The sequence below is a fragment of the Haloarchaeobius amylolyticus genome (assembly GCF_042678045.1).
GTDB lineage: Archaea > Halobacteriota > Halobacteria > Halobacteriales > Natrialbaceae > Natrinema > Natrinema amylolyticus_A.
Genome location: NZ_JBHUDI010000005.1, coordinates 80,037 through 101,369 on the forward strand (window position 1 = coordinate 80,037; position 21,333 = coordinate 101,369).

The window sequence follows — 21,333 nt, forward strand, 5'->3', positions numbered from 1 at the left end:
GTGAGTATCGACCGTCCCGTTCGCTCGTCTGGCAAGTCCGTGCTTGCTGGTGCAAGCCACAGCCAGATGATTCAAATGGGTCGGGTCCTAGCCTCCAGTCATGAGCGATTTCCGACCGGATCGTCGGTCCTTTCTCGCGGCTGCGAGTGCCGGACTCGTCGGTGCCGTCGCTGGCTGTGCCGAGCCCCGCGCCAAACAGTCGATCGAGGGAAACTCCTCGGCCAGTATCAGTCGGGGCGACCTCGCAGACGGATCGACGTTCACGGACATCTACAATGCGGTCATCGACTCGGTCACGCAGGTTCGCGTCTTCGGCGTCGAGAACCCGAACACCGGCTCCAAGGGTCGCGGGCAGGGATCGGGCTTTCTCTACGACGACCGCCACGTCGTCACCAACGACCACGTCATCGCCGACGGTGAGGCGGCCGATCTTCAGTATACTAATGGCGACTGGACGAGCACTACGCTCGTCGGTCGCGACGTCCAGAGCGATCTGGCCGTCCTCGAAGTCGACCACGTCCCCGATGGGGTAGCGCCGCTTCCGATGGCCGACGAGCGCCCGGTCGTCGGCCAGCAGGTCGTTGCCGTCGGGAATCCCTACGGGCTCAACGGGTCGATGTCGGCAGGGATCATAAGCGGCGTCAATCGGACGCTCGATCATCCCCAGCAGCCGTTCTCGTATCCGAACATCATCCAGACTGACGCTGCCGTCAACCCCGGGAACAGCGGTGGTCCCCTCGTCGACCTCGACGGGGAGGTCGTCGGGGTCGTCAATTCCGCCGGCGGCGACAACATCGGCTTCGCTATCTCCGCGGCGCTCACCGAACGCGTCGTGCCGGCGCTCATCGAGGACGGAACGTACGAACACTCGTATCTGGGTATCGGCCTTCGAACGGTCGACCGTCTCGTCGCCGAGGCCAACGACCTCTCTACGGCAGGCGGCGTCATGGTCACCGCCATCGTCGACGGGGCGGCCGCCGACGGCGTTCTCGAGCCGGCCCCGCGGACCATCGAGCGACGCGGCGAACGAATTCCCGTCGGCGGTGACGTCATCCGCGAACTCGACGGGAACCCGATCCCCGACCGACACGCCCTCTCGACGTATCTCGCGCTCGAAACCAGCCCCGGCGACACGGTCTCGGTTCGACTCCTGCGGAACGGACGGCTGCGCACCGAGGAACTCACGCTCGATGCGTGGCCGTCACGGTAGGCGTCTCGAAACACGGTGCCAGTCGTACTCGGTGACTCGCAGGCCTGGGCTACCGACCGAAACAAGGTATTACGGTAGCTGCAGCGTAGTCGTTTCGGAGTATAGCCTGAACGTACATATCAGGGCACGTCACGTTCTTTCTCGAGCGATAGCTCGATCTAGAAGCAAATGCTACTATCGGGTCCCTCTCAGTAAACACGTGATAACAATGTGCATGGATGTAGCGATCCTAGCCGGTGCGAGTGCCCACCTGATGTCGCATGACCGACGCCGAACCCTCCCACCCTGACAGCACGGAACCGACGTTCGAACTCGACCACGTGGTGGTCGAAAACGACGATGCGCCCGACGAGTGTGCGATCTTTCCACTCGAGGCCAGCGAGACGGAGCTGCTGACCGCCTGGATCTCGGCCCACGAAGGCGACTTCGTCGACCTCGAGTCGATGCACTAGTGTCTATGCACCTGAACCACTCCGTTACCGCTGTCGGCTTCTGGCTCGGCACCCTGTTGCCGGTCGCCTACGTGCCCGTTATCCTGGCCGGGATCGATTCGATGGGGCGACTCTCGCTGCTCCTCGCCCTGCTGGCGGTGCACGCGCTCGCTCTCGTCGTCGGTCACGACTATACGGGCTCCCGATCGCGGTAATCGCCGGCACGAACGGTTGCGGTCGCGCTTTCGCTTCGTCTGTTCTTTGCCTTCGAAACACCAGTTCGACGGGACTGCTCATTCGAGCGAGGCCGACCAGACCTGCGCTCGCGGCGTTCCACAGCAGTCACAGACCACCGCTTGCTTGTCCTTGTACGTGGCCCGTTCGAGTTCGCCGTCGGGGCAGTCGGGACAGGAACGACCCGCGAGCACTGCGAGCAACTGCTGCGCACCGCCGGACTGCGACGACTTTGATTTCGCCATGTATGTACTCCATACCGGAGATGGGAGTAACGGTTGGCCATGCCTATGCAGCCTCAATGACTCCCTGAGGCCGCCGGTTCCGGGCCAGTTTCGGGGTCGATGGCTCTGAACCGTTCGAATTCGGCTTCGAGCACGTCACCGTACGGCTGTGCCGGTCGCCAGTTCCGATCGGCAGTCCGAGTCGAAGCAGCTATGGCCACGTCCGGTGAACGGCCGTGCGATGTGGCCCTGGGGACACCTCGCCGTCGCCTACCTGTTCTATACCGTCGTCACACACCGCCGGTTCGGCCGCCCGCCGCGTGCCTGGCCGGCAATCGCACTCGCCGTCGGCTCGCAGACGCCGGACCTGATCGACAAGCCTCTCGCGTGGAATTTCGGGGTCCTCCCCGGCGGCCGAACGCTCGCCCACTCGCTTTTCGTCGTCGCCTGCCTCGTGCCCGCCGTCCTGCTCGTTGCGGATCGACTCGAGGATCGCGCGATCGGGATTGGCTTTCTCATCGGCTACTGTTCGCACCTGCTGGCCGATATCCCGCCGGCGGTCCTCTCGGGGGAGTTCGCACACGCCGCGTATCTCCTCTGGCCGGTGCTCGAGCAACCGCCCGAGGACCCCGTCGCCGGCATCCTCGATGCGATCCTCCACTACTACGCGCTGGGGCCCTACGAGTGGGTGCAGTTCGCCCTCTTTGCGATCGCCGCCCTCGTCTGGTATCGCGACGGGATGCCGGGGCTCGGGCTGCTCTCGGCTCCGCTCGAGCGCCGGCTCGGGATCGAGTCCTGACCGCCAAATCGTGGGGGCTATCCCATCGGCCGGCGTCGCTTCGGTATGCGCCAGTTCGTACTCATCGGCCACGACGTGCCGACGACGCCCGACTTCTCGCTCGACGATCTCGCGGGCGGGGCCGGCCGCCTCGACGCACTTTGCCGGTCGATTACCGCCGCGTTCGTCACCTCCCACGGCATCCGCGAGGACGTCCGCGTTCACCTGATCGCGCAGGACGAACTCACCATTACCTTCGACGGACGCGATCTCCAGCGGCTCAACCCCGACGAGCGCAGTACTGCCGCATTAGTTCGGAAGGCCCTCGAGCACCGCGACGAGGCCATCGGGGCACTGCCCGCAGAGCCCAGTCCGGGCGTCGAACTGTATCGCCGCGGCTTCGAGGAGACGCTCGCAGCGGTTGCCGACGAGGGACCGGTCGTCCAACTCCACGAGGACGGCACGGCGGTGGTCGACATCGGCCCTGACGCGCTCGCGGATGCGACCTTCGTGCTGTCGGACCACCACGATTTCACCGCGACTGAGACGGACTTGCTCGAGGAATACACCGATCAGCGACTCCGGCTCGGCCCGCAGTTGCTCCACGCCGATCAGGCGATCACCGTCGCGCATCACTATCTGGATACGGACGGCTACGAGCAGTTTTAGCGGGTATCAACGGCCCTGCTGGTGATTCGACGACCGCATTCGGAAGGGTTAAAGGATCGGACCCACTCCGTTCGAATGCGGGCCGGTGGGGTAGCTTGGTATCCTTCGGCCTTCGGGTGGCCGTAACCGCAGTTCGAATCTGCGCCGGCCCACTTTTCCCGCATCGCAAAACCGTGAGCGACAGCGAACGGTCTGCGATGCGGGGGAATGAAACCAAGCAGATTCGAACTAGACCGAGGTTCGAACCTGCGCCGGCCGTTTCTCCCACCGATCAACGACGGCGAGCGGCGTGGTCACTACTTGCTGTTGGCGAGAGAATCGATCGGACGGCGCTTACATGACCCGATCCGGTCGAATCCGCAAGATTACTCGTTCGGATTCGATCGGGTTCGGATACTCGTCGACGTCCAGATATCGCTGGGCGAGGTCGTCGATGTGTGCTCGAGCGCCGTCGGTCGTCACGTCCTCGACTTCGCCGATCACCGAGAGGTGCCGGTAGGGGTCGTCGGGATCGGTCATACTGACGCCGACGTCGGGAGTACGCGCTGCGTTCTGTGCTTTTTGCCGATTGCGCTCGGTATTGACGAGTAGGCGGTCGCCGTCAGCCTCGTAATCGATCCACACGGGTGTAACGTGTGGGAGTCCCTCGGGGGTCAGCGTCGCGACGTGGGCAAACGTTTTCTTCTCGAACAGATCATGGAAGTCGTCGGGGATCGAGGTCATGGGCACCACGTCGTTCACCTCCCGTGATCTTGTGTGTGATGCCTACACCTCCCGTGATCTGGCGCTCATCTCAGTCGACCTGAATCTGGTGCCTGGCCGAGAGCGCGGGATAGCGACCACGCAGATGACGGCTGACGGCTTATGCTCTCGGAAAGTGTCTCCACTCTCGTATGACTGACCAGCAGTCGTCTACTCGCCGGCGAGTACTGATGCTCACAGGAGCTGCTGCCTCGACCGCCCTGGTCGCTGGCTGTGGTGGTCCGGAAGGTAATGGCGGCAATGGCGGTACCGAGGACGAGAACGAGACCGAGGACGAGAACGAGACCGGAATGAACGAAACCAACGAGACTGGAATGAACGAGACCAACGAAACCAACGAGAGCGAGAACGAAACCAACGCCACCGACAACGAGAGCGAGTAACCCTCTCGCTTGGCGATCGAAGGGGTCCGAGTCCGCACACCGCGCCGACTGAGAGTTGTCGCAGAACCGATAGCCAACTCCTGTCCGGCTAGTAGTCCCCACGCTCTGGCACAGGTCGTAACCGTTACCGGCCCTCATCCCATCCCTCGAACAATGACCGAGGGACTCGAGGCGGATGTCGATCGGATGGGCGAAATCGCCGAGCGACGTGACGAACTCGCGGCTCGTGTGCGGGCCCACGCCGGCGAGATCGCACGTGAACTCGCCGTGTTGCAGGGTGGCGACTACGGCCAGGAGACGTTCGATACCGACGGCGGTAGCTGGACGATCAAATACGAAGCCGGCGACATCCAGTATCTTCGATTCGATCCCAACTCGGGCTCGGAGACGTACGTCGTCTCGAGCAAGCAGCCGCCCGAACCCGAGGCGCTCGAGACGGCGATGGCCGACTACGGGGCGTTCGTCGCGGCGTACAACGAGTTCGTCCGCTCGTTCGACGGGCTGTTCGCGGACGTGCCCGACGAATTTCCACCGATCGAGTCGACGGCAGAGCTAGTCGCCGAACGGGATCGGATCGTCGACCGCATCCGCGAGGTCGGCGACGCGATGGCGGCTCAACTGCACCGCTACGACGGCGAGTACGGCACCTACGCGACGACGATCGCGGGCACCCGCTGGGAGCTGAAATGGGACGGTGACGTGGCCTCGTATCTGCGTGTCGGCGGCTCCGACGGCACCTACCTCCTCTCACAGTACGGCCCGCCGGCAGCTACCGAGGTCCGCCGGCTCGCTGACGACGTCCCCGCGTTCGTCGCCACGTTCAACGACCACGTCGACGACCTCGAGGCGGATCTCGCACAGGTTAGCTTCGGCGGTGACTCTGGTAGCCACTGAACGTCACTGTACACCCGATCGTCAGACGGGAGCGCTGCGGGTCGGAGCGACGACGTGAGCGAGAACCGCGGCCTGTGTGATCGGTGTGTAACTCGTTTCGGTTGTTACTGCGGGTCGACAGCCACGAGCGATGCCACGACCGTCATCGGGCCCCCTCGAATCGATTTCGGAGCAATACACAGAGAACCCGAGCGCTCTATACCGGAACTAGTAGCCGTTTTGTACCGTCTGGGCATAGTCACTGGTGGCGACGACGCTCGCCTGAACTCCCATGAATGGCTCTGCTGACGGGACCGACGAGGGTACTGCCCACGAGTATGCGCCTGTCACCGACGAGGCCGACCCCGAGGACGCGGTACTGTTCGATGCCATCGTCGTTCGATACGAAGCCGATGACGATCGCTGCACGCTCGTGCCACATGACGGGTCCACGTCGGAGAAGTTGAACGCCTGGCTAAGTGTGGACCTCGAGACGGTCGTCGATCTCGACGACGCCCGGTAACGACGGTCGCGGAGGGGGGCTGGGAACGGGGCGACGGGAAGCGAGGCGCTGACGGTGACTCGGGCGCGAAAGGATGGTGCCAGAAGTCAGACGTCGACGTACTGATCGACCCACTTCTGGCGGCGCTGGAGCTCGCGTCTGCCTTTCGGCGTCAGCGCGTAGTAGTTCGTCCGGCGGTCGAGTTCACCTTTCTCGACGAGCTCTTTGTCGACGAGCGTGTCGAGATTCGGATACAGCCGCCCGTGTGTGACCGGCTGATCGATGTAGTCGTTGATGTCGTCGAGAATCTCCTGTCCGGACGGTCGGTCTTTGCCTGCGATTACGTACAGCAAGTCACGTTGGAACCCAGTTAGTTGATCCATGGATCACCCTCTGAGTGACGACGTTCACCGCTCTGTGGTTTTGTTATAGAGCGGGTACGCCAGGTTCCCGATCGAAGAATGCGTTCCGTAGGACTGCCGTCAACAGACAGCGGCCGGCGATAGTAACTCCTGATCGATAGCGCGTGTCCGCACGGATGTGACGCGGCGTTTTTGACGATCACCGCCGTATCGGCCGCTATGCCAACCGATCCACTGGCCTGGGAAACGCGCGATCGCCGAGTAGCCTACTCCTGTCCCGGTTTCGACGTCGTTAACGAGTCCGTTCAACTTCCCGATGGCACGGAAACCGAGTTCGATTACCTCTCCGAGTCGCCAAGCGTCTGCGTCCTCCCGTTTACACCCGACGGTGACGTCGTCTGTATCGAGGAGTGGCGACAGGCCGTCTCACGGATCAGTCGTGGACTCCCCGTCGGCGGCGTTGAACCCGACGACGACGACCTCGAAGCTGCGGCCCATCGCGAGCTCGCCGAGGAGACCGGCTACGAGGCCGAGCGACTCGAGCCGCTGGTATCGGTCGAACCCGCAAACGGGATCGCGGATACGCGCTTGCATTTTTTCGTCGCCGACGGCTGTCGGCCGACCGCCGAGCAGCGACTCGACCACAACGAGAGCATCCGTCCGACGGAACTGTCGTTTGCGAACCTGACCGACGCGGTGGCCGCCGGCGAGATTCAGGACGGACGGACGGTGCTTGCCGTCTCCTACTATCGGCTGGTCGAACCGCCGTGTGGTCCGGCCGAAAAATAGTGAACTGGTGCCAAACACGGCGCTCGACTGGTCCGAGCCAGTGACGCCGCTTCGATCGTCACTCAGTTTCGTTCTCAGTTTCGTTCTCGGTCTCGTTCGTAGTGTCTGTCTCGTTTGCTTCGCCGTCGGCTGACTGCTGAAGTGCGTCCGTAAGTCCCGTCGTTTCGCCGAGCGTGAGGGTGTCGACGGCGCTTTCTTCGATCGTCATCGCCCCTGCAGAGACCGACGAGACTGTCTCACCTGTCGTCATTTCGGTGTCGTCCGCAGTGGGTTCGCCGTCGGCCGTTTCGTTGTCAGCCGTTTCGTTGTCAGCCGTCTCGTTGTCGACCGTCTCGTTGTCGACCGTTTCATTGTCAACTGTCTCGTTATCAGCGGCTTCGTCGTCGGCCGTTTCATTATCGGCCGTTTCGTTGTCGGCCGTCTCGTTTGCAGTCTCGTTGTCCGCCTCGGTATCTTCCTGTTGGCTCTCGAGACTGCCGACGGTCATGGATTCGATCGTGGTCTCGTCGACGTCGAATTGTTCGATGGTCAGCGATTCGATCTCCTGGACGCTTTCGTTCCCGTCGGTCGTGGTGTCGTTGGTCTGGGTCTCGTTGTCGCCGTCACCATCGTCACCGCCGAACAGACCGCCGATGAAATCGGAGATTCCGGAGAGAATTCCGCCACCTTCGTCGGCCTCTTCGGAGGACAGGTCTTCGATCGTCAGCTGTTCGGTGGTCATCGATTCGATCGTCAGATCTTGTACCGCCACGGTACTGGCGTTCTCGTCGACGACTTCCTGGAGCTCCGACGTGGACTCGCCGTCAGTTTGGTTTTCGTCGTCGGTTTCGTTGGTATCGGTCTCGTTGGCGTCGGACTCGTCGTCGGTCGTAGTGGCCGCCATGCTCTCGTTGGCACCGTCGAGGTCCTCAATCGAGACGTTCTCGAGCGCGAGTGACTCGAAGGTGACGTCCGAAATCATCACCTCGGAACTCTCGCCTGCGGACTGGTTGTCCGCGTCCGCGGTCTCGTTCAGTTGGTCCTCGAGTTCCTCGTCGACGTTCTCGATATCAAGTTGCTCGGCGGTGAACTCCTCGATCGTCGCGTTCTCGATCGTGACGTTTTCGAGTTCCAGTGTGTCTACCTGGACGTTCTGCAACGTCGCGCTCGTCTCGCTCATGTCTCCGGCGTCGTCGTCCGCGGCTGTCGTCGCTCCACCGACGAGGGCGGGACCCCCCGCGAGCATGACGAGCAGCGCGACGAACGCGACACCAAGTGTCTGCGGTCGTGAATCCATACGGATCGAACGACGGCGGTTGTCAGGCTAAAATGAGCCGACTGTTACGGTATTACCCACGCGAAAACGACCGTTGTATCAAATGTGATGTTTACGTCCGAGTTCCAGTCAGGAACCTCGTGATGGCAGGCGATCCGCCGGGTTCAAACCAGACGATTACTCGCCACTCTCCACCGAAACCATCTGTTGTTCCGGGAGTGCCGTCGAGCCGACAGCGACCGACGCCGGTCAACTACTCGAGTCGAAGCTCGCGCGTCTCGACGGCGTCGCAGGCCGGACAGACGAACTGGTAGCGGACCCGTCCGCCCGAGGTGGTCACGCGCCACCCACCATCGGTGTCGAGGTAGCCACAGGATGGACACCGTAGCTCCGACTCTTCGAACTTTTCTCGGAGTTTCTCGAACGGTGAACGATGTACCGACATGTGGTATTGTATAACGTGGTACAATATAACATTCTAGGCTCGCCGATGGTCCGCTGTGCCATCATCCGATCACAACGATTCTTAGGCAGCATCACCTAGAAAGAACCATGGACGATGTCGACGCGGATCGCGGCGGTGGCCTCGGTGACGCCGCCGGAGCGGCGCGTGCGCTCGAGCACGTGGTCGATCCGGTGGTGGCGGTCGCTGATGGGACGATCACGTACGCGAATCCGGCTGCCCGTGATGCCTTCGAAATCGGTGATGCCGACCGCGACGCGGCGACCGCACTCGGGGCGCGGTGGAACCGACTCGCGACGGCGATCGACGAGACGACGGTCGGTACTGCTCGACGGATCGACCTCGACGGTGACCACGGCGGTGCACGTGTCCACCGCGGTGCCGATGGGGCAACGATCACGTTCGATCGCGGTGCGTTCCCTGTCCACGGCGACGCTGCCGACGAATCGGACAGCGCGCTGCCGGGGACGAGCGATCGGCTGGTGAAAGACCGCGCACTCGAGGAAGCCCCCGTTGGGATCACCATCTCCGATCCCGACCGCGAGGACAACCCGCTGGTCTACGTCAACGATGCCTACGAGGAGATTACCGGCTACGAGTACGACGAGGTCGTCGGGCGGAATTGCCGGTTCCTGCAGGGCGACGACTCCGACGAGGATGCGATCGCCGAGATGGCGGCGGCCATCGACGAGGATCGGCCGGTCACCGTCGAACTCAAAAACTACCGCAAGGACGGCACCGAGTTCTGGAACGAGGTGACGATCGCTCCGGTGCGCGACGAGGACGGCCGCGTGACCCACTACGTCGGCTTCCAGAACGACATCACTGCGCGCAAGGAGGCCGAACTCGAACTCGAGCGACGGACCGAGGAACTCGAGTACATCCTCGATCGCGTCGAGGGACTGATTCAGGACGTCACCGACGTCGTCGCCGGCTCGACCGACCGCTCCGAACTCGAGGCCGAAGTCTGTGCCCGGATCGCTGCCGAGGACGCCTACAGCGGTGCCTGGATCGGCGAGCGAAACCCGGCGACCGACACGATCGACGTCCGCTCGAGCGCGGGAGCTTCCCCCGAGCGCGACCGACTCGGAACGGACGACGACCATCCCGCCGCGGAGACGCTCGCGACCGGCGAGCCCGCAGTCGAGACCCTCGACGGAACGACCCGCGCCGCGTTCCCGCTGTCGTACAACGAGATCGAGTACGGCGTGTTAACCGTCCGAACGGAGCGGACGCGCGCCGTCGACGACCGCGAAGCGATCATCCTCTCTGCGCTCGCGCGTGCGGTCGCGAGCGGGGTCAACGCACGCGAGACCAGTCGCGTACTGACGACCGACGCCGTCGTCGCCGTCGAACTCGACGTGACGGATCGCTCTCTGGCTCCGGTCGCCCTCTCGGCCGACGCCGACTGCCGGCTCGAGTACCGCCGGTCGGTCCACCGCACCGGCGACGAGACGGCGTCGCTGTTTACCGCCACGGGTGCGAGCGCGGACGAACTCGCTGCGGCCACTACGGAACTGCAGGACGTCGACTGTCGCGTCGTCGTCGAGCGCGACGAGGAGGTTCTGATCGAACTGACCGGCACGGACGACCTCGTCGGCTGGCTCTCTGAGCGCGGCGTCCGCACCCAGGCGATCGACAGCGAGGCCGGCCGGGCGCGGCTCACCCTCGAGATTCCCCGCTCGGCGAACGTCCGTGCGGTCGTCGAAGCCGTCGAGGACCGCTATTCGGGAACCGATATCGTCTCGTTCCAGCAACGCGAGCGCGAGGGCGAAACCCGCGAGGAGTTCGCGGCCGAGCTCGAGGAGGCGCTGACCGACCGTCAGTTCGGCGCGTTACAGCGAGCCTACCTCGGCGGCTACTTCGAGTGGCCCCGGCCGACGACCGGTGAAGAACTCGCCCAGTCGATGGGCGTCTCCCGACCGACGTTCCACGAACACCTGCGGACGGCGGAGGCGAAGCTATGTCGGGCGTTCTTCGGCGACGTATAGTGGCGTTCCACGCCTGCGCTGATTGATCGAATCCGCGGGTGGATCTCGGTTCAACTCGTCATACGGTCTGCTGTCCCGATGTCCCGGCGCATCCGCAGGACGGGGTGCGGGTGCGCCGGACCTGACTGACAGGAGTCCGTCTCAGTCGAGGTGTTGGGAGTTCACACGGGTTCGAGACTGTCGTGGCTCGAAACGGTAGTCTGGGCTTAGCCACGAAAAGAGCCGTGGACGGTCGCCGACGTTTATGTAGCTCGTCGTGGGAGACAGCTGTATGCTCACGTTCGCAACGCCGCTGCAGGCCGGTGGTGGATTCCTCTACTGGGCGCTCGTCTTTTTCGTCCTCGCGATCATCGCCGCTGCAGTCGGTGCGCGTGGCGTTGCCGGGATCTCGATGGAGATCGCACGGATCTTCGTGTTGATCTTCATCATCCTCGCGGTGGTCGCGCTGCTGTTGTGACCCGAGGTGGCCGGCCGTATCGGCGCCGGGGAACACTGTCACACCGATTGCGCTCCAGTGGAGCCGTCACCGCTGATCGTGCTCCGGTAGTGATGTGATCGCTGCTGGTTACGTTGCTGCAGCATTTGCCAGCGGCGCCAAGCCCCATCGACAAATTTCGTTGTACGCTCTTCAAGCGATCGTTCTGGTGTCGGGAGCTCGAAACTCGTAACCGAAATTGGTTTCGAGAGGTTGAGAACGCCTAACATGCTGGAGGTCGTAGATAACGGTGAGCGCTTACCATGACTGAACTCGGCGGATTTCAAGATAGAGTCGCCCGCATCGATCTCTCGGATGGGGACGTCGCCTACGAGTCGATCGACGACGAGGACGCGAAGAAGTATATCGGTGCGCGGGGGCTTGGGGTAAAGTACGTCTTCGATCAGGGACCGGACGTCGATCCGCTCGGCCCCGACAACTTGCTCGCGTTCATGAACGGGCCACTGTCGGGGACGCAGGTAACCATGAGCGGCCGGATCGCCGTCTGTACGAAATCGCCACTGACCGGCACCGTTACCGACAGCCACCACGGTGGCTGGTCCGGCGCGCGGCTCAAGTGGGCCGGCTTCGACGGCCTCCTCTTCGAGGGCCAGGCCGATGATCCGGTCTACGCCGTCATCGAGGACGGCGAAGTCGAACTCCGGGACGCGTCCCACCTCTGGGGGAACGGCGTCCACGAAACCCGCGAGACGATCGAGGAGGAAGTCGACGGTTCCTACGGCAAGAACCTCTCGATCATGGCGATCGGCCCCGGTGGGGAAAACGAGATCAAGTACGCCTGTATCATCAACGAGGATGACCGCGCCTCGGGACGGGGCGGGACGGGCTGTGTCATGGGATCGAAGAACCTCAAAGCGGTCGTCGTCAAGTCCTCGACGAAGATGCCACAGCCGGCCGACCCGGAAACCTTCAAGGAGGGCCACCAGCAGGCGATGCAGGCCATCCAGGAATCGGAGGTCACCGCGCCCAACGAGGGCGGCCTCTCGATGTACGGGACGAACGTCCTGATGAACATCGGCGAGGAGATGGACGGCCTGCCGACCAAGAACGGCCGGTACACCTCGACGAAGAGCATGCGCGAGGCCGAGGACGTCGACATCGACGCGGAACGCGTCTCCGGCGAAAACGTCCGCGAGAACATCCTCGTCAACGAACCGACCTGTCACTCCTGTCCGGTCGCCTGCAAGAAGGAAGTCGAAGTCCAGACGATGCACAAAGGCGAGGAGATGAACGTCCGGATGGAGTCCTACGAGTACGAGTCGGCCTACGCGCTCGGCCCGAACTCCGGGAACACCGAACGGGACGCCATCGCCCTCATGATCGACCGCTGTAACGACATGGGCGTCGACACCATCGAGACGGGCAACATGATGGCGATGGCCATGGAGATGTCCGAGGAAGGCAAGCTCGACGAGGGCGAACTCGAGTGGGGCGACACCGAGACGATGATCGACCTGATCGAGCGGATCGCCCGCCGCGAGGACGACCTCGCGGACCTGCTGGCCGAAGGCCCACGCCGGGTCGCCGACCGCAAGGAGGCCCACGACAACTCGCTGGCGGTCAAAGGCCAGACGATCGCGGCCTACGACCCGCGCTGTATGAAGGGGATGGGCATCGGCTACGCCACCTCGAACCGCGGGGCCTGTCACCTGCGGGGCTACACCCCCGCTGCGGAGATCCTGGGTATCCCCGAGAAAGTCGATCCCTACGAGTGGGAGGGCAAGGGCGAACTCACCGCCCAGTTCCAGGACCTCCACGCCATCAGCGACTCCTTCGACATCTGCAAGTTCAACGCCTTCGCCGAGGGCATCGAGGAGTACGTCACCCAGTACAACGGGATGACCGGCCGCGATGTCACCGAGGACGAGCTGTTGAAAGCTGGCGAACGGGTATACACCCTCGAGCGCTACTACAACAACCTGAACGGGTTCGACGGCAGCGACGACTCGCTGCCCGAGCGCTTCCTCGAGGACGGCATCCTCGGCCAGGGCGCGAGTGAAGGCGAATACTGCGAACTCGAGGAGATGAAAGAAGAGTACTACGAACACCGCGGCTGGGTCGACGGCGTCGTCCCGGACGAGAAACTCGACGAACTCGACATCGAGGTCGGTCCGGGCACGGGCGTCAGCGGCGACGGCGGCGCGGCGGTCTCGAGCGACGACTGATCGCGCTCGCTGCCGTCCCGCACGCTCGCGGTGATCCGATCGAAATCACAACCAGAAGAACCAGAAGCGATCGCATTGAGCCGTTCGACCGTGTGTCCGCTACGGTGTGAGATGGACCGTGTCCGCGACAGCCCTGCTCCGTAGGGACGATCAGTCGTCGGCGACGGCGTAGGTGGCGGCCGAGTCGGTCTCGTCGTCCGGCTTCGTCAGTTCGACTTCGACGCTCCCGTCGGCGACGGAGACGAGCACGTCGTCGAAGTTCTTGCGGTACTCGGTCGCGTGCTTGCCCGAGGTATTGATTCGGACCTGTTCTGCGACCAGGTCGGCCTCGGTCAGCATCTCGACTTTCCGGTAGGCTGTCGACATCGGAATGTCACACTGGTCGGAGAGTTCCGTCGCTGTCAGTGCGGTTTCAGCTGTCGCCTCGAGAATCGCCCGGCAAGCGTCGTCGTCGAGCGCGGCGAGCACGGCCTGCGGGTCGACGGGTTCGTCACGTTGCCAGCCTCGTCGGGCCTCAGGGTTCGTAGCGGACATCTGTTACATCCTGTAGTAGCAACCACACCCTCTCCAAATGAGTCCCAATAAATACAGGGTGCTTTATATACGGGTCGGAGTCGTCGTCCGTCGACGGACGATGGAGGCTTGCGGACGCAGGCTTTAGGATGCCTGCGTCCTACGGACAAGTAATGGCATCGGGGATTCGCGCGGAGGTGAAACTCGAGGAGCCGGACTGCGTCGTCGCTCAGGCGGCAGCCGAGACGAGCGGCCGCGTCCACTCCGTCTCGAAGAGCACCAACCCCTCGGCACCCGATCGCGTGACCGTGGAGTTCATGCTCGAGGCGGAAACCGAACCCGACGAGTTCGACGTCGACGCCGATCTCTCGGCGATCTTCTCGTACGGCTCGAGCACCGTCTATCGCTTCGAGCGCGACCTCGACGGCGACTGTCCGTGTGCGTGCATCGAGCGGTTCGACTGTCCCCTCGTCGACGTCCGCGCACACGGTGCGTCGCTGTACCTGACCTTTCACGCGCCGGGCATGGAGCAACTGCAGGCGGTCATCGGCGCGTTGCGCGAGCGCGAGGCGACGCTCGACGTCCAGCGGCTGCTCCAGTCCCAACAGGACCACACCGAGCAAAACCTCGTCTTCGTCGACCGGAACACGCTCACCGACCGACAGGCGGAGGTCCTCGAGACGGCCCACCGGATGGGCTATTTCGAACACCCAAAGCAGGCCAACGCCGGCGAGGTCGCCGACGAGCTCGGGATTACCGGTACGACGCTGACCGAACACCTCGCCGCAGCGCAGACGAAGCTCCTGGACGCGATCCTCGATCACGAGTAGGCGTCTCAGTCGATCTCTGGCCGAGTACCAGTCGAGCCCTAAGAACGTGTCGGAACCTACAGGGTAACGGCACCGAACCGCAACGATATATATACGGGACGTGCAGCTATAGCGTACAAACGTGAGGGTGACGTGCAAGAATGCCACCCGACCCGCTCCGCCATGAGTAGATACGAATTCACGTGCCCCGAGTGTGGGCAGGAGATCGAAGTCAATGAATCGATGCGCGAAGCCACGCTGACACACGGCTGTCCCGTCTGTGCAGCGTCGGTGTCGCCATCCGACTTCGTGGCGGAACAACCGACTGAAAACTGACCCGAGCTGCTGTCACTGTCGAGATCCACGATCCACCTCGGGTGTGCCAGAACGTCGGTACAGCAGCCCGTACGAGACCGTACGACTCTCCTTAGCTCTGTATCCGGCTACGTCTCGCGATCGATTTCGGTCAGCCGGCCGTTGAGCGTCGCCGGCTCGAGACGATAGAGTTCGATACGGAGGTCTTCTTTCCCTTCGGCCCAGAGCTCGAACAGCGGTCGCTTCGCCTCGCCGTACTGGGCGATCTCCTCGGGTGTGAGCGCCGCCGGGTCGATGCTCTCGAGGGTGCCTGTCGCGATGACGCTCCGATAGGACGAGTCCGCCTCGTCGTAGACGACGAGGCGCCCCTGTGGCGAGGACTCGAGGAACTGGCGCTTTTCGCTCTCGGGCGTCGACACCAGCCGCATATAGAACGCCCGCTCGTCGTCGTCGTAGCCGTACGAGATCGGAATCGCATATGGTTTGTTCCCGCGCGCAAGCGACAGCACCCCCGTCTCGTGCCGACTGAGGAAGTCGTCGATCTCCGCGTCGGTCATTTCGGTCTCCTGTTCGATGGCCATCGTCTCAGTAGCTTGCCAAAGGTGAAACACTATCTTTATAGTTGCCATCCACCGCGAGCGGCACTGCTGGCGTTGTCACACACAGCTGCTATCTCCGGTAGCGTTTGTCAGACAGTATTTCCGACGCGGCTGTCTCACATGTCCGCGCCAGCTCCCGTCACGTCGGTCCCGATGACGACCGGCTCACGGATCTCGAGGGCCGTCTCGAACTCGGCCCCGCGATCTGTCCGCCGACCGATCCGCAACAGCTGTTCTTCGTGTGCGCGACGGATCGCTGACAGCTCGCGGCCGGTCACGTCGAGCTCCACGCCGAGCTCGTCCCAGTGGCCGCTATCGACGAGAAACACCTCGAGATCGGTCCCCGCGTGGAGTCGTTCGTACTCCCGGCGGTATCGCTCGAGCTCCGGTCCGAGCACCGTTTGCGCACGCTCGACCAGATCCGGGAGCCGGGTCGGCGGCACGCTCGCCTTGGCAGCGGTCAGCAGGAGTACCTGCCCCTCGATCGGTTCACCCGCCATTTATCCACCTGCACGCATCGCCTTCTGGGCGAACTGCTCGACGAGCGGTTCGACGACGTCCTCGTCGCCCTCGAAGACGACCGTCACCTCGGTCAACTGGAGCGAGGGGCCGACCCCGACCGTCTCGGAGGAGAACGTCGCCGTCCAGCCGTCACCTTCGACGGTGTCGTCGGCGACCTGCTCGCCACCGAGTTTCGTCAGGTATCGAACCACGAGCCGTTCGGAGATGCCGCGAAAGGACCGCTCGAGACGGATTCCCATACATCGGATTCGACTGCTGGACGGATATATTGTTGGGCGCCGATCAGTCGATTGTAGTCGTCGTCCCGTCTGGATGGCGGTCAGCCCATCGCTCGAAACAGGATCACCGTGCCGATGCCACCACACAGCGCCAGCAGGATGTTCTCCGTGCGCCACATGACAACCACCACGACGGCGGCCGCACCCCACTCGGCTGGCCCACCGGCTGCCAGTTCCGGTCCCAGAATCGCGACCACGATCGCACCCGGCAGGATCGAGAGCCCGGCCTCGAGTCGCTCGCTCACCTCGATCCGGCGCAGCAGCCAGAAGCCGCCGACTTTCGTCAGCGCGGTCACGAGCGTCATCGCGAGGATGACGCCGACGACGAGCGGGTCGAGCGCGAGCGCACCCTCACTCGTCATACCGGATCACCTCGACGGTTGCGGCTGCGAGCCCACCGAGCAGGATGTACCACTGGCCCGGGACGACGTTCGCGGCGACGACGGCGGTCACGAGCGCGACGAGCCAGGGGAGGAGCGTCGTCCGTCCCTCCCAGAGATCGACCGCGAGCGCCACGAAGACCGCCGCGAGGACGAAGTCGATCCCGTACCGGGCCGGATCGCCGATCACGCCGCCGGCGGTCGCCCCGATGATCGTCGCGCCGACCCAGAAACACCAGACCGCGATGCCCGTTCCCAGCAGGAACGCGCCTCGGCCGCTGCCGGATTTGAGTTCCCGCATGGTCAACGCCCAGTTTTCGTCGGCCATTACCAGCAGGCTCCCGTAGCTCTGGCGCGGCGAGAGCCGTTCGAACCACGGCCCCAGCGCCGCTCCCATCAACGAGTAGCGCAGGTTGATCGCCAGCGTCGTGATGACGATCGTCGCGACCGGCAGCGGCTCCGCCCAGAGTTCGACGGCGACGATCTGGGCGGCCCCCGCGATGACGGTTGCACTCATCAGTGTCGCCTCGGCAACGCTCAGCCCTGCCTGGCGGGCAAGCATGCCGAACGCGACCCCGTAACCGCCGACGCCGACCGCGACCGGCAGACAGGTGAGAAAGCCGGTGCGAATCCCCTCGCGATCGAACGTGATCGTCCGCCCGTCCGTCTCCGACGTGTGCAGTTCGTCGGCCGACTCGTCCGCCGGGGCCTCGACGCGCTCATCGTGGCACCGATCAGCGTCGCTCCCGTCGAGTTTCGTCACGTTCTGTTCGAGTCCAGCGACGCGTAAAGCGTTCTCGAAATCGCCGTCGGGCGAGCCGATCACGGTCCGTTCTCACCGTCCGTGTCGTACGGACTCTGTCAGTCATTTCCGGCGCACCCACATGGACAGGTTGCGGGTGCGCCGGAAAACAGGGACAGTAGAGTAGACCGTATCAGAAACGCCGGTTCGGCGCTATCCGCCAGCGACCGGCGGAAACACCGACACGACGTCACCCGCGTCGAGATCCGTCTCGGCCCCTGCCATGTGGACCACGTTGCGGCCGTTTTTCAACACGCTCAGCTGTGGGCGGATCTCTCCGTCCGCGAGGAGCTGTCCCTCGAGTCCGTCGTACTCGGTCTCGAGTGCGGTGAGGACGTCACCGACGGTCGCATCGTCGTCGATCGTGCGCGTTTGTTCTTTTTCCCCGACGGCCTCCCGGAACGTGGCGAAAAATCGGAGGTCGATGTCCATACAGAACAGTTGTCGTCGGACGACATAAGTCCGGGCGTCGGTCACTGCCCGTTCAGGCAGCCGTGGCTGCTGGCGACGTCGTGTACGCGACCGACTCGACGCCAGCGGCCGCGAGCGCGTCGTCGATCACGCTCGCGCCGATCGCGGTCGCCTCGTCGGTATCGTCGGCCTCGACAGTGACCGTCACGGTAAACTCGAGGGTGATCGTGTACGGATCGAACGGCGCCGTCGGGTGTTCGTAGACGTCGGCATCAGTCACGTTCCAGTCGGTGATCGTCCCCTCGGCCGCGAGGGTCTCGAGAGTGTCGGCAAGTGTCGACGTCGCGTCGTCGCAGGCGGTCGTGTCTGATCCGCCGTGAAGCGTCACGAGCGTCGTCCCTGTCCGAGATACAGCGAACTCCATACCGCTGGTAGGCTGGCCTGGAATTTCAACGCTTGGGATGAATACACACGATGTGGTGCGAGCGATCAGTCGCCGCTACTCGATCCAGAACGGGACACCGTGCGCCGAGAGTATCGATCGCATCCGGTCGACGCCACCCTGGCTGTCCCACCCATCCTGTGTGTAGTGTTTGTACGGATGGCGGAGCCACGAGTGTTCGCGATGGGCGAACACCTCGACGGCACCCGCACCCGTTCGAAACAGCGTGACGTGGAGTTGCCATCTCGAAAGCGGGGACTCGCGGCGGACCCAGCTCCCCGCCGAGCGCCGACCGTCGTCGTGGATCTTCAGCGATGCGATCGGCTCCAACTCGAAGGCCAGGTCCTCGAGCAGCGATCGGACCGTCTCGAGCGTGCGCTTGAGGGTGCCGACGTACTCTGCGGGATGCTGTCTGCAGATGGCGTAGCCGCCGAGGGGTGCTTTGAGCCGATGGAGTACCGGCAAGATCCGACGGCGAACGCGGGTCGTCAGATCGATCGCGTCAGCTCCGTCCGGCGTTGGTCGATCGGTCGTCGCCACACGGCTTATTCTCGCGTCTGACTACAAAACTGTTGCTGACAGATTCATTTTATTTCTATAGTATAATGAGGGCGGAACCAGGATACAGACAGCCAAAGTCAAAAATAGCCTTATATAGGACTACTTTCGAAGCTGGTATGTCTGTCCGGCAGCCCCGATCGGAGACGCTGCTCGTCAGAGATCTTGCAACCGAATGCCATCCGCCACCAGCCGGGCGTTTCGCTCCCGGTCGAGGTGGTCGGCGAGTTCGTCGTGTTCGTGGAGCTGTGCGATCACGTCGGCGTACAGCGTCCGCCACGCGATCGCGTAGATCGGCGACTGTCCCCACGCTCGGAGCTCCGGTACCAGTTCGTCGTAGGTCTCGTAGCGCTCCTCGAATCGGTCGATCGCCTCGAGCACGCGGGCGGCGGCTTCGCGCTCGTCGTCGGCGTCCTCGAGCGCTCGGTTGAGTCGGTCTTCCCAGCCTGCGACGGCCTTCTGCATGTCTGCCGCCGCGCTCTCGTCGTCGTCGGGCAGTCGCTCGAGGATCGGTTCCGGAACGCCGAGGGAAATCTCTTGCATGTGACGTGCTATGCGAGCGCCTGGCAAGAAACTGTTCCCTCATCGCGCGACTCCGGCGGGACGCTTACTCGGTGTCGGGCCACGTCGCCAGCATGATCTCGTCGACGAGCTCACCGTCGAGACAGTACTGTCCTTCGTGTTCGCCGTCCCGTTGCCAGCCGTGTGCGTCGAGGAACGTGAGTGCGTCGTCGTTGGTCGCGGGTACGTTCTGATAGAGCTTCTGATAGCCGGCATCGCTGGCCCACTCGAGGCCGTACTCGAGCAGCGACGAGCCGATGCCCTGTCGCCGATACTGGGGATCGATCCCGACGGTGAGTTCAGCCGTGTGACGCAATGCTGGGTGTGCCGGCGCGTCGATGTGGAGCCAGCCGACGACGTCACCGTCCGTTCCCGACGGCTCGGTGCGTTCGTCCGCCGATTCGGTATCCGCTTCTTCGTCCGGCTCCGGTTCTGGCTCGAGGATCGCCACGAAGACGATCCGCGAACGCGCCTCGTTGGCCCGGACGAGCGCCGATTCGCGATCGATTTCCGTCGCGACGTTCTCGGCGACGACGTACGTTTCCTCCTCGGCTACCGTCCGCATCGTCTCGACGACGCCGGCTCGGTCTTCCTCGCGCGCCGGCCGGATGACGACGACCCCGTCGTCGCACTCGAGATCGGCCGTCGTTGCAGAGAGTGCGATTCGAAACTTCCCGTCGACATCGGTCAGGTAGCCCTCGGCCTGCAGTGTTTCGAGACACGACTGCAACTCCTCCTGCGTGGGTGGTACCGACTCGGTATAGGCCCGCGACCGAGCCGGCTTCGAGTCAGCGCGACCGCCGTCGACTGTGATCGCTCGCGCCAACTCGGCCGGTGTGACGGCCCCGTTTCGCTCGACGTACTCGTAGATGCGCCGCTGGAGCTCGTTTTCGAACGAGTCGGTCGGATACACGCTCATGGCAACGACCGCGCGAACCGACGGTATTAGTATGCGATTCGTATCAGCACTGGTCCGTCCGCCGCTGCAGCGAAGTACGTCATTGTCCTCGAGAGCAAACCGTTTCGAACAGTATGGATGACTGTCACGTCCGGAAATCACTCGCTAGCACCCCCTCCCAGTCGCTGGCGGGTTCGCTGTATCCGGGCTCGAGCACGATTTAATATCGTGGTATCTGATTTATCGTACAGTAGCGGGTGGCTCACGCTGGCCGCTCAGACACGCTATCCGGGATTCGTGTACTGTCGGACGGAACGATTCGAAAATCGCTCGCTCGGATCCGGCCGTCACCGCTGGAGACGGCCGCAGCAAAGCGACCGATCTTCACGTCGTTCTGTCCGGCAGTATCAGTGGCGCGCTCGAGGGTGGCTGAGGTTACTGATCGTCTCGCGCACGGTATTATATCAGCCGTCCACCCTGGTTTCGGCTGCCCAGCGGTCGTGTTCGCCAGCAGCCGCCGAGTAGAGTAGCTGTCAATTGCATCGCAATATCGCCGGTCCTGGATATGTAGATTCGTCGCGTCGATAGTCGCTGGAACGCCGACGAATTCGAGGTATCGTGGCACAGTCGTCAGGGGATCGCGCTTTCAGATCCGTGG

The 21,333-nt window shown here is 63.4% G+C and carries 30 protein-coding genes and 1 tRNA gene; 15 read left to right on the forward strand and 16 right to left on the reverse strand.

Annotated features, from left to right (window positions below; genetic code table 11):
• The first annotated feature begins 100 nt into the window (after positions 1-100).
• From ACFR99_RS09180 to ACFR99_RS09190, 3 genes are all read left to right on the forward strand, one after another.
• Positions 101-1,210 (forward strand): S1C family serine protease, encoded by a 1,110-nt coding sequence (locus ACFR99_RS09180; RefSeq protein WP_390286561.1) that lies wholly within the window; start codon positions 101-103, stop codon positions 1,208-1,210.
• 260 nt (positions 1,211-1,470) lie between these two features.
• Positions 1,471-1,662 (forward strand): DUF7511 domain-containing protein, encoded by a 192-nt coding sequence (locus tag ACFR99_RS09185; RefSeq protein ID WP_390286563.1) that lies wholly within the window; start codon positions 1,471-1,473, stop codon positions 1,660-1,662.
• Between the two features lie 5 nt (positions 1,663-1,667).
• Complete coding sequence (locus ACFR99_RS09190) at positions 1,668-1,856, forward strand: DUF8028 family protein (protein WP_390286564.1); 189 nt, start codon at positions 1,668-1,670, stop codon at positions 1,854-1,856.
• A 78-nt stretch (positions 1,857-1,934) separates the two neighbouring features.
• Here the strand turns inward: ACFR99_RS09190 and ACFR99_RS09195 are convergent, their stop codons facing one another.
• A complete protein-coding gene (locus tag ACFR99_RS09195) occupies positions 1,935-2,120 on the reverse strand; it encodes an HVO_A0556 family zinc finger protein (RefSeq protein WP_390286565.1) in 186 nt (61 codons plus the stop codon).
• Between the two features lie 220 nt (positions 2,121-2,340).
• Between ACFR99_RS09195 and ACFR99_RS09200 the strand changes: the two genes are divergently transcribed.
• The 3 genes from ACFR99_RS09200 (at position 2,341) to ACFR99_RS09210 (ending at position 3,698) form a co-directional block, all read left to right on the forward strand.
• Positions 2,341-2,898, forward strand: a complete 558-nt coding sequence (locus ACFR99_RS09200; RefSeq protein WP_390286566.1) for a metal-dependent hydrolase — start codon at positions 2,341-2,343, stop codon at positions 2,896-2,898.
• 45 nt (positions 2,899-2,943) lie between these two features.
• On the forward strand, positions 2,944-3,546 hold the full coding sequence (gene trmY, locus ACFR99_RS09205) for a tRNA (pseudouridine(54)-N(1))-methyltransferase TrmY (protein WP_390286567.1): 603 nt from the start codon (positions 2,944-2,946) through the stop codon (positions 3,544-3,546).
• Between the two features lie 79 nt (positions 3,547-3,625).
• Positions 3,626-3,698 (forward strand) — tRNA-Pro (locus tag ACFR99_RS09210).
• Between the two features lie 181 nt (positions 3,699-3,879).
• Here ACFR99_RS09210 and ACFR99_RS09215 read toward each other — a convergent pair.
• Positions 3,880-4,269, reverse strand: a complete 390-nt coding sequence (locus tag ACFR99_RS09215) for a PPOX class F420-dependent oxidoreductase (protein WP_390286568.1) — start codon at positions 4,267-4,269, stop codon at positions 3,880-3,882.
• Positions 4,270-4,439: 170 nt separating this feature from the next.
• Here ACFR99_RS09215 and ACFR99_RS09220 point away from each other — a divergent pair, with 170 nt between their 5' ends.
• The 3 genes from ACFR99_RS09220 (at position 4,440) to ACFR99_RS09230 (ending at position 6,087) form a co-directional block, all read left to right on the forward strand.
• Positions 4,440-4,691, forward strand: a complete 252-nt coding sequence (locus ACFR99_RS09220; protein ID WP_390286569.1) for a hypothetical protein — start codon at positions 4,440-4,442, stop codon at positions 4,689-4,691.
• A 153-nt stretch (positions 4,692-4,844) separates the two neighbouring features.
• Positions 4,845-5,585: a hypothetical protein gene (locus ACFR99_RS09225; protein WP_390286570.1), complete on the forward strand. Its 741-nt coding sequence runs from the start codon at positions 4,845-4,847 to the stop codon at positions 5,583-5,585.
• 271 nt (positions 5,586-5,856) lie between these two features.
• Entirely contained in the window at positions 5,857-6,087 is a 231-nt protein-coding gene (locus ACFR99_RS09230; protein WP_390286571.1) for a DUF7511 domain-containing protein, read from the forward strand.
• An 86-nt stretch (positions 6,088-6,173) separates the two neighbouring features.
• Here ACFR99_RS09230 and ACFR99_RS09235 read toward each other — a convergent pair whose 3' ends face one another.
• On the reverse strand, positions 6,174-6,449 hold the full coding sequence (locus ACFR99_RS09235) for a PadR family transcriptional regulator (RefSeq protein ID WP_390286572.1): 276 nt from the start codon (positions 6,447-6,449) through the stop codon (positions 6,174-6,176).
• Between the two features lie 198 nt (positions 6,450-6,647).
• Between ACFR99_RS09235 and ACFR99_RS09240 the strand changes: the two genes are divergently transcribed.
• The gene (locus tag ACFR99_RS09240) at positions 6,648-7,217 is read left to right on the forward strand and encodes an NUDIX hydrolase (protein ID WP_390286573.1); all 570 of its coding nucleotides are present in this window, start codon (positions 6,648-6,650) and stop codon (positions 7,215-7,217) included.
• A 58-nt stretch (positions 7,218-7,275) separates the two neighbouring features.
• Here the strand turns inward: ACFR99_RS09240 and ACFR99_RS09245 are convergent, their stop codons facing one another.
• Both ACFR99_RS09245 and ACFR99_RS09250 read right to left on the reverse strand, forming a co-directional pair.
• Positions 7,276-8,493, reverse strand: coding sequence for a midas domain-containing protein (locus ACFR99_RS09245; protein ID WP_390286574.1), 1,218 nt, complete (start codon positions 8,491-8,493; stop codon positions 7,276-7,278).
• A gap of 232 nt (positions 8,494-8,725) precedes the next feature.
• A complete protein-coding gene (locus ACFR99_RS09250) occupies positions 8,726-8,917 on the reverse strand; it encodes an HVO_0649 family zinc finger protein (protein WP_390286575.1) in 192 nt (63 codons plus the stop codon).
• A 107-nt stretch (positions 8,918-9,024) separates the two neighbouring features.
• Here ACFR99_RS09250 and ACFR99_RS09255 point away from each other — a divergent pair, with 107 nt between their 5' ends.
• From ACFR99_RS09255 to ACFR99_RS09265, 3 genes are all read left to right on the forward strand, one after another.
• A complete protein-coding gene (locus tag ACFR99_RS09255) occupies positions 9,025-10,926 on the forward strand; it encodes a bacterio-opsin activator domain-containing protein (protein WP_390286577.1) in 1,902 nt (633 codons plus the stop codon).
• Positions 10,927-11,197: 271 nt separating this feature from the next.
• On the forward strand, positions 11,198-11,383 hold the full coding sequence (locus ACFR99_RS09260; RefSeq protein WP_390286579.1) for a DUF1328 family protein: 186 nt from the start codon (positions 11,198-11,200) through the stop codon (positions 11,381-11,383).
• 281 nt (positions 11,384-11,664) lie between these two features.
• Positions 11,665-13,587: an aldehyde ferredoxin oxidoreductase family protein gene (locus ACFR99_RS09265; protein ID WP_390286581.1), complete on the forward strand. Its 1,923-nt coding sequence runs from the start codon at positions 11,665-11,667 to the stop codon at positions 13,585-13,587.
• Positions 13,588-13,737: 150 nt separating this feature from the next.
• Here the strand turns inward: ACFR99_RS09265 and ACFR99_RS09270 are convergent, their stop codons facing one another.
• Positions 13,738-14,121, reverse strand: a complete 384-nt coding sequence (locus ACFR99_RS09270; protein WP_390286583.1) for a helix-turn-helix domain-containing protein — start codon at positions 14,119-14,121, stop codon at positions 13,738-13,740.
• A gap of 152 nt (positions 14,122-14,273) precedes the next feature.
• On the opposite strand from ACFR99_RS09270, the gene ACFR99_RS09275 reads away from it, so the two are divergent.
• Complete coding sequence (locus ACFR99_RS09275) at positions 14,274-14,930, forward strand: helix-turn-helix domain-containing protein (protein ID WP_390286585.1); 657 nt, start codon at positions 14,274-14,276, stop codon at positions 14,928-14,930.
• 162 nt (positions 14,931-15,092) lie between these two features.
• On the forward strand, positions 15,093-15,245 hold the full coding sequence (locus tag ACFR99_RS09280) for a DUF7560 family zinc ribbon protein (RefSeq protein WP_390286587.1): 153 nt from the start codon (positions 15,093-15,095) through the stop codon (positions 15,243-15,245).
• 107 nt (positions 15,246-15,352) lie between these two features.
• Here the strand turns inward: ACFR99_RS09280 and ACFR99_RS09285 are convergent, their stop codons facing one another.
• The 10 genes from ACFR99_RS09285 to ACFR99_RS09330 all read right to left on the reverse strand — a co-directional run bounded on the left by ACFR99_RS09285 (position 15,353) and on the right by ACFR99_RS09330 (position 20,696).
• A complete protein-coding gene (locus ACFR99_RS09285; RefSeq protein ID WP_390286588.1) occupies positions 15,353-15,805 on the reverse strand; it encodes a pyridoxamine 5'-phosphate oxidase family protein in 453 nt (150 codons plus the stop codon).
• 134 nt (positions 15,806-15,939) lie between these two features.
• Entirely contained in the window at positions 15,940-16,323 is a 384-nt protein-coding gene (locus ACFR99_RS09290) for a DUF8048 family protein (protein WP_390286590.1), read from the reverse strand.
• Complete coding sequence (locus tag ACFR99_RS09295) at positions 16,324-16,584, reverse strand: MoaD-like domain-containing protein (RefSeq protein WP_390286592.1); 261 nt, start codon at positions 16,582-16,584, stop codon at positions 16,324-16,326.
• 80 nt (positions 16,585-16,664) lie between these two features.
• On the reverse strand, positions 16,665-16,985 hold the full coding sequence (locus ACFR99_RS09300) for an AzlD family protein (protein ID WP_390286594.1): 321 nt from the start codon (positions 16,983-16,985) through the stop codon (positions 16,665-16,667).
• Positions 16,975-17,685: an AzlC family ABC transporter permease gene (locus ACFR99_RS09305; protein ID WP_390287356.1), complete on the reverse strand. Its 711-nt coding sequence runs from the start codon at positions 17,683-17,685 to the stop codon at positions 16,975-16,977. Before ACFR99_RS09305 ends, ACFR99_RS09300 begins: the two co-directional genes overlap by 11 nt.
• Positions 17,686-17,958: 273 nt before the next feature.
• Positions 17,959-18,237 (reverse strand): ubiquitin-like small modifier protein 1, encoded by a 279-nt coding sequence (locus tag ACFR99_RS09310; protein ID WP_390286596.1) that lies wholly within the window; start codon positions 18,235-18,237, stop codon positions 17,959-17,961.
• A gap of 52 nt (positions 18,238-18,289) precedes the next feature.
• Entirely contained in the window at positions 18,290-18,640 is a 351-nt protein-coding gene (locus ACFR99_RS09315) for a hypothetical protein (protein ID WP_390286598.1), read from the reverse strand.
• 75 nt (positions 18,641-18,715) lie between these two features.
• The gene (locus tag ACFR99_RS09320) at positions 18,716-19,198 is read right to left on the reverse strand and encodes a hypothetical protein (RefSeq protein ID WP_390286600.1); all 483 of its coding nucleotides are present in this window, start codon (positions 19,196-19,198) and stop codon (positions 18,716-18,718) included.
• A 174-nt stretch (positions 19,199-19,372) separates the two neighbouring features.
• Entirely contained in the window at positions 19,373-19,759 is a 387-nt protein-coding gene (locus tag ACFR99_RS09325) for a hypothetical protein (RefSeq protein WP_390286602.1), read from the reverse strand.
• A gap of 64 nt (positions 19,760-19,823) precedes the next feature.
• Entirely contained in the window at positions 19,824-20,696 is an 873-nt protein-coding gene (locus ACFR99_RS09330) for a GNAT family N-acetyltransferase (RefSeq protein WP_390286604.1), read from the reverse strand.
• Between the last annotated feature and the right edge of the window lie 637 nt (positions 20,697-21,333).

Excerpts from the sequence above, each read along its gene's own strand:
- ACFR99_RS09225 (WP_390286570.1), top strand. The coding sequence starts at position 4,845 with ATGACCGAGGGACTCGAGGCGGATGTCGATCGGATGGGCGAAATCGCC.
- ACFR99_RS09260 (WP_390286579.1), top strand. The coding sequence starts at position 11,198 with ATGCTCACGTTCGCAACGCCGCTGCAGGCCGGTGGTGGATTCCTCTAC.
- ACFR99_RS09300 (WP_390286594.1), bottom strand. The coding sequence starts at position 16,985 with ATGACGAGTGAGGGTGCGCTCGCGCTCGACCCGCTCGTCGTCGGCGTC.
- ACFR99_RS09215 (WP_390286568.1), bottom strand. The coding sequence starts at position 4,269 with ATGACCTCGATCCCCGACGACTTCCATGATCTGTTCGAGAAGAAAACG.
- ACFR99_RS09270 (WP_390286583.1), bottom strand. The coding sequence starts at position 14,121 with ATGTCCGCTACGAACCCTGAGGCCCGACGAGGCTGGCAACGTGACGAA.
- ACFR99_RS09325 (WP_390286602.1), bottom strand. The coding sequence starts at position 19,759 with ATGCAAGAGATTTCCCTCGGCGTTCCGGAACCGATCCTCGAGCGACTG.
- ACFR99_RS09200 (WP_390286566.1), top strand. The coding sequence starts at position 2,341 with ATGTGGCCCTGGGGACACCTCGCCGTCGCCTACCTGTTCTATACCGTC.
- ACFR99_RS09240 (WP_390286573.1), top strand. The coding sequence starts at position 6,648 with ATGCCAACCGATCCACTGGCCTGGGAAACGCGCGATCGCCGAGTAGCC.
- ACFR99_RS09190 (WP_390286564.1), top strand. The coding sequence starts at position 1,668 with ATGCACCTGAACCACTCCGTTACCGCTGTCGGCTTCTGGCTCGGCACC.
- ACFR99_RS09265 (WP_390286581.1), top strand. The coding sequence starts at position 11,665 with ATGACTGAACTCGGCGGATTTCAAGATAGAGTCGCCCGCATCGATCTC.
- trmY (WP_390286567.1), top strand. The coding sequence starts at position 2,944 with ATGCGCCAGTTCGTACTCATCGGCCACGACGTGCCGACGACGCCCGAC.
- ACFR99_RS09245 (WP_390286574.1), bottom strand. The coding sequence starts at position 8,493 with ATGGATTCACGACCGCAGACACTTGGTGTCGCGTTCGTCGCGCTGCTC.
- ACFR99_RS09230 (WP_390286571.1), top strand. The coding sequence starts at position 5,857 with ATGAATGGCTCTGCTGACGGGACCGACGAGGGTACTGCCCACGAGTAT.
- ACFR99_RS09290 (WP_390286590.1), bottom strand. The coding sequence starts at position 16,323 with ATGGCGGGTGAACCGATCGAGGGGCAGGTACTCCTGCTGACCGCTGCC.
- ACFR99_RS09275 (WP_390286585.1), top strand. The coding sequence starts at position 14,274 with ATGGCATCGGGGATTCGCGCGGAGGTGAAACTCGAGGAGCCGGACTGC.
- ACFR99_RS09315 (WP_390286598.1), bottom strand. The coding sequence starts at position 18,640 with ATGGAGTTCGCTGTATCTCGGACAGGGACGACGCTCGTGACGCTTCAC.
- ACFR99_RS09295 (WP_390286592.1), bottom strand. The coding sequence starts at position 16,584 with ATGGGAATCCGTCTCGAGCGGTCCTTTCGCGGCATCTCCGAACGGCTC.
- ACFR99_RS09250 (WP_390286575.1), bottom strand. The coding sequence starts at position 8,917 with ATGTCGGTACATCGTTCACCGTTCGAGAAACTCCGAGAAAAGTTCGAA.
- ACFR99_RS09180 (WP_390286561.1), top strand. The coding sequence starts at position 101 with ATGAGCGATTTCCGACCGGATCGTCGGTCCTTTCTCGCGGCTGCGAGT.
- ACFR99_RS09285 (WP_390286588.1), bottom strand. The coding sequence starts at position 15,805 with ATGGCCATCGAACAGGAGACCGAAATGACCGACGCGGAGATCGACGAC.
- ACFR99_RS09185 (WP_390286563.1), top strand. The coding sequence starts at position 1,471 with ATGACCGACGCCGAACCCTCCCACCCTGACAGCACGGAACCGACGTTC.
- ACFR99_RS09255 (WP_390286577.1), top strand. The coding sequence starts at position 9,025 with ATGGACGATGTCGACGCGGATCGCGGCGGTGGCCTCGGTGACGCCGCC.
- ACFR99_RS09280 (WP_390286587.1), top strand. The coding sequence starts at position 15,093 with ATGAGTAGATACGAATTCACGTGCCCCGAGTGTGGGCAGGAGATCGAA.
- ACFR99_RS09310 (WP_390286596.1), bottom strand. The coding sequence starts at position 18,237 with ATGGACATCGACCTCCGATTTTTCGCCACGTTCCGGGAGGCCGTCGGG.
- ACFR99_RS09220 (WP_390286569.1), top strand. The coding sequence starts at position 4,440 with ATGACTGACCAGCAGTCGTCTACTCGCCGGCGAGTACTGATGCTCACA.
- ACFR99_RS09235 (WP_390286572.1), bottom strand. The coding sequence starts at position 6,449 with ATGGATCAACTAACTGGGTTCCAACGTGACTTGCTGTACGTAATCGCA.
- ACFR99_RS09330 (WP_390286604.1), bottom strand. The coding sequence starts at position 20,696 with ATGAGCGTGTATCCGACCGACTCGTTCGAAAACGAGCTCCAGCGGCGC.
- ACFR99_RS09195 (WP_390286565.1), bottom strand. The coding sequence starts at position 2,120 with ATGGCGAAATCAAAGTCGTCGCAGTCCGGCGGTGCGCAGCAGTTGCTC.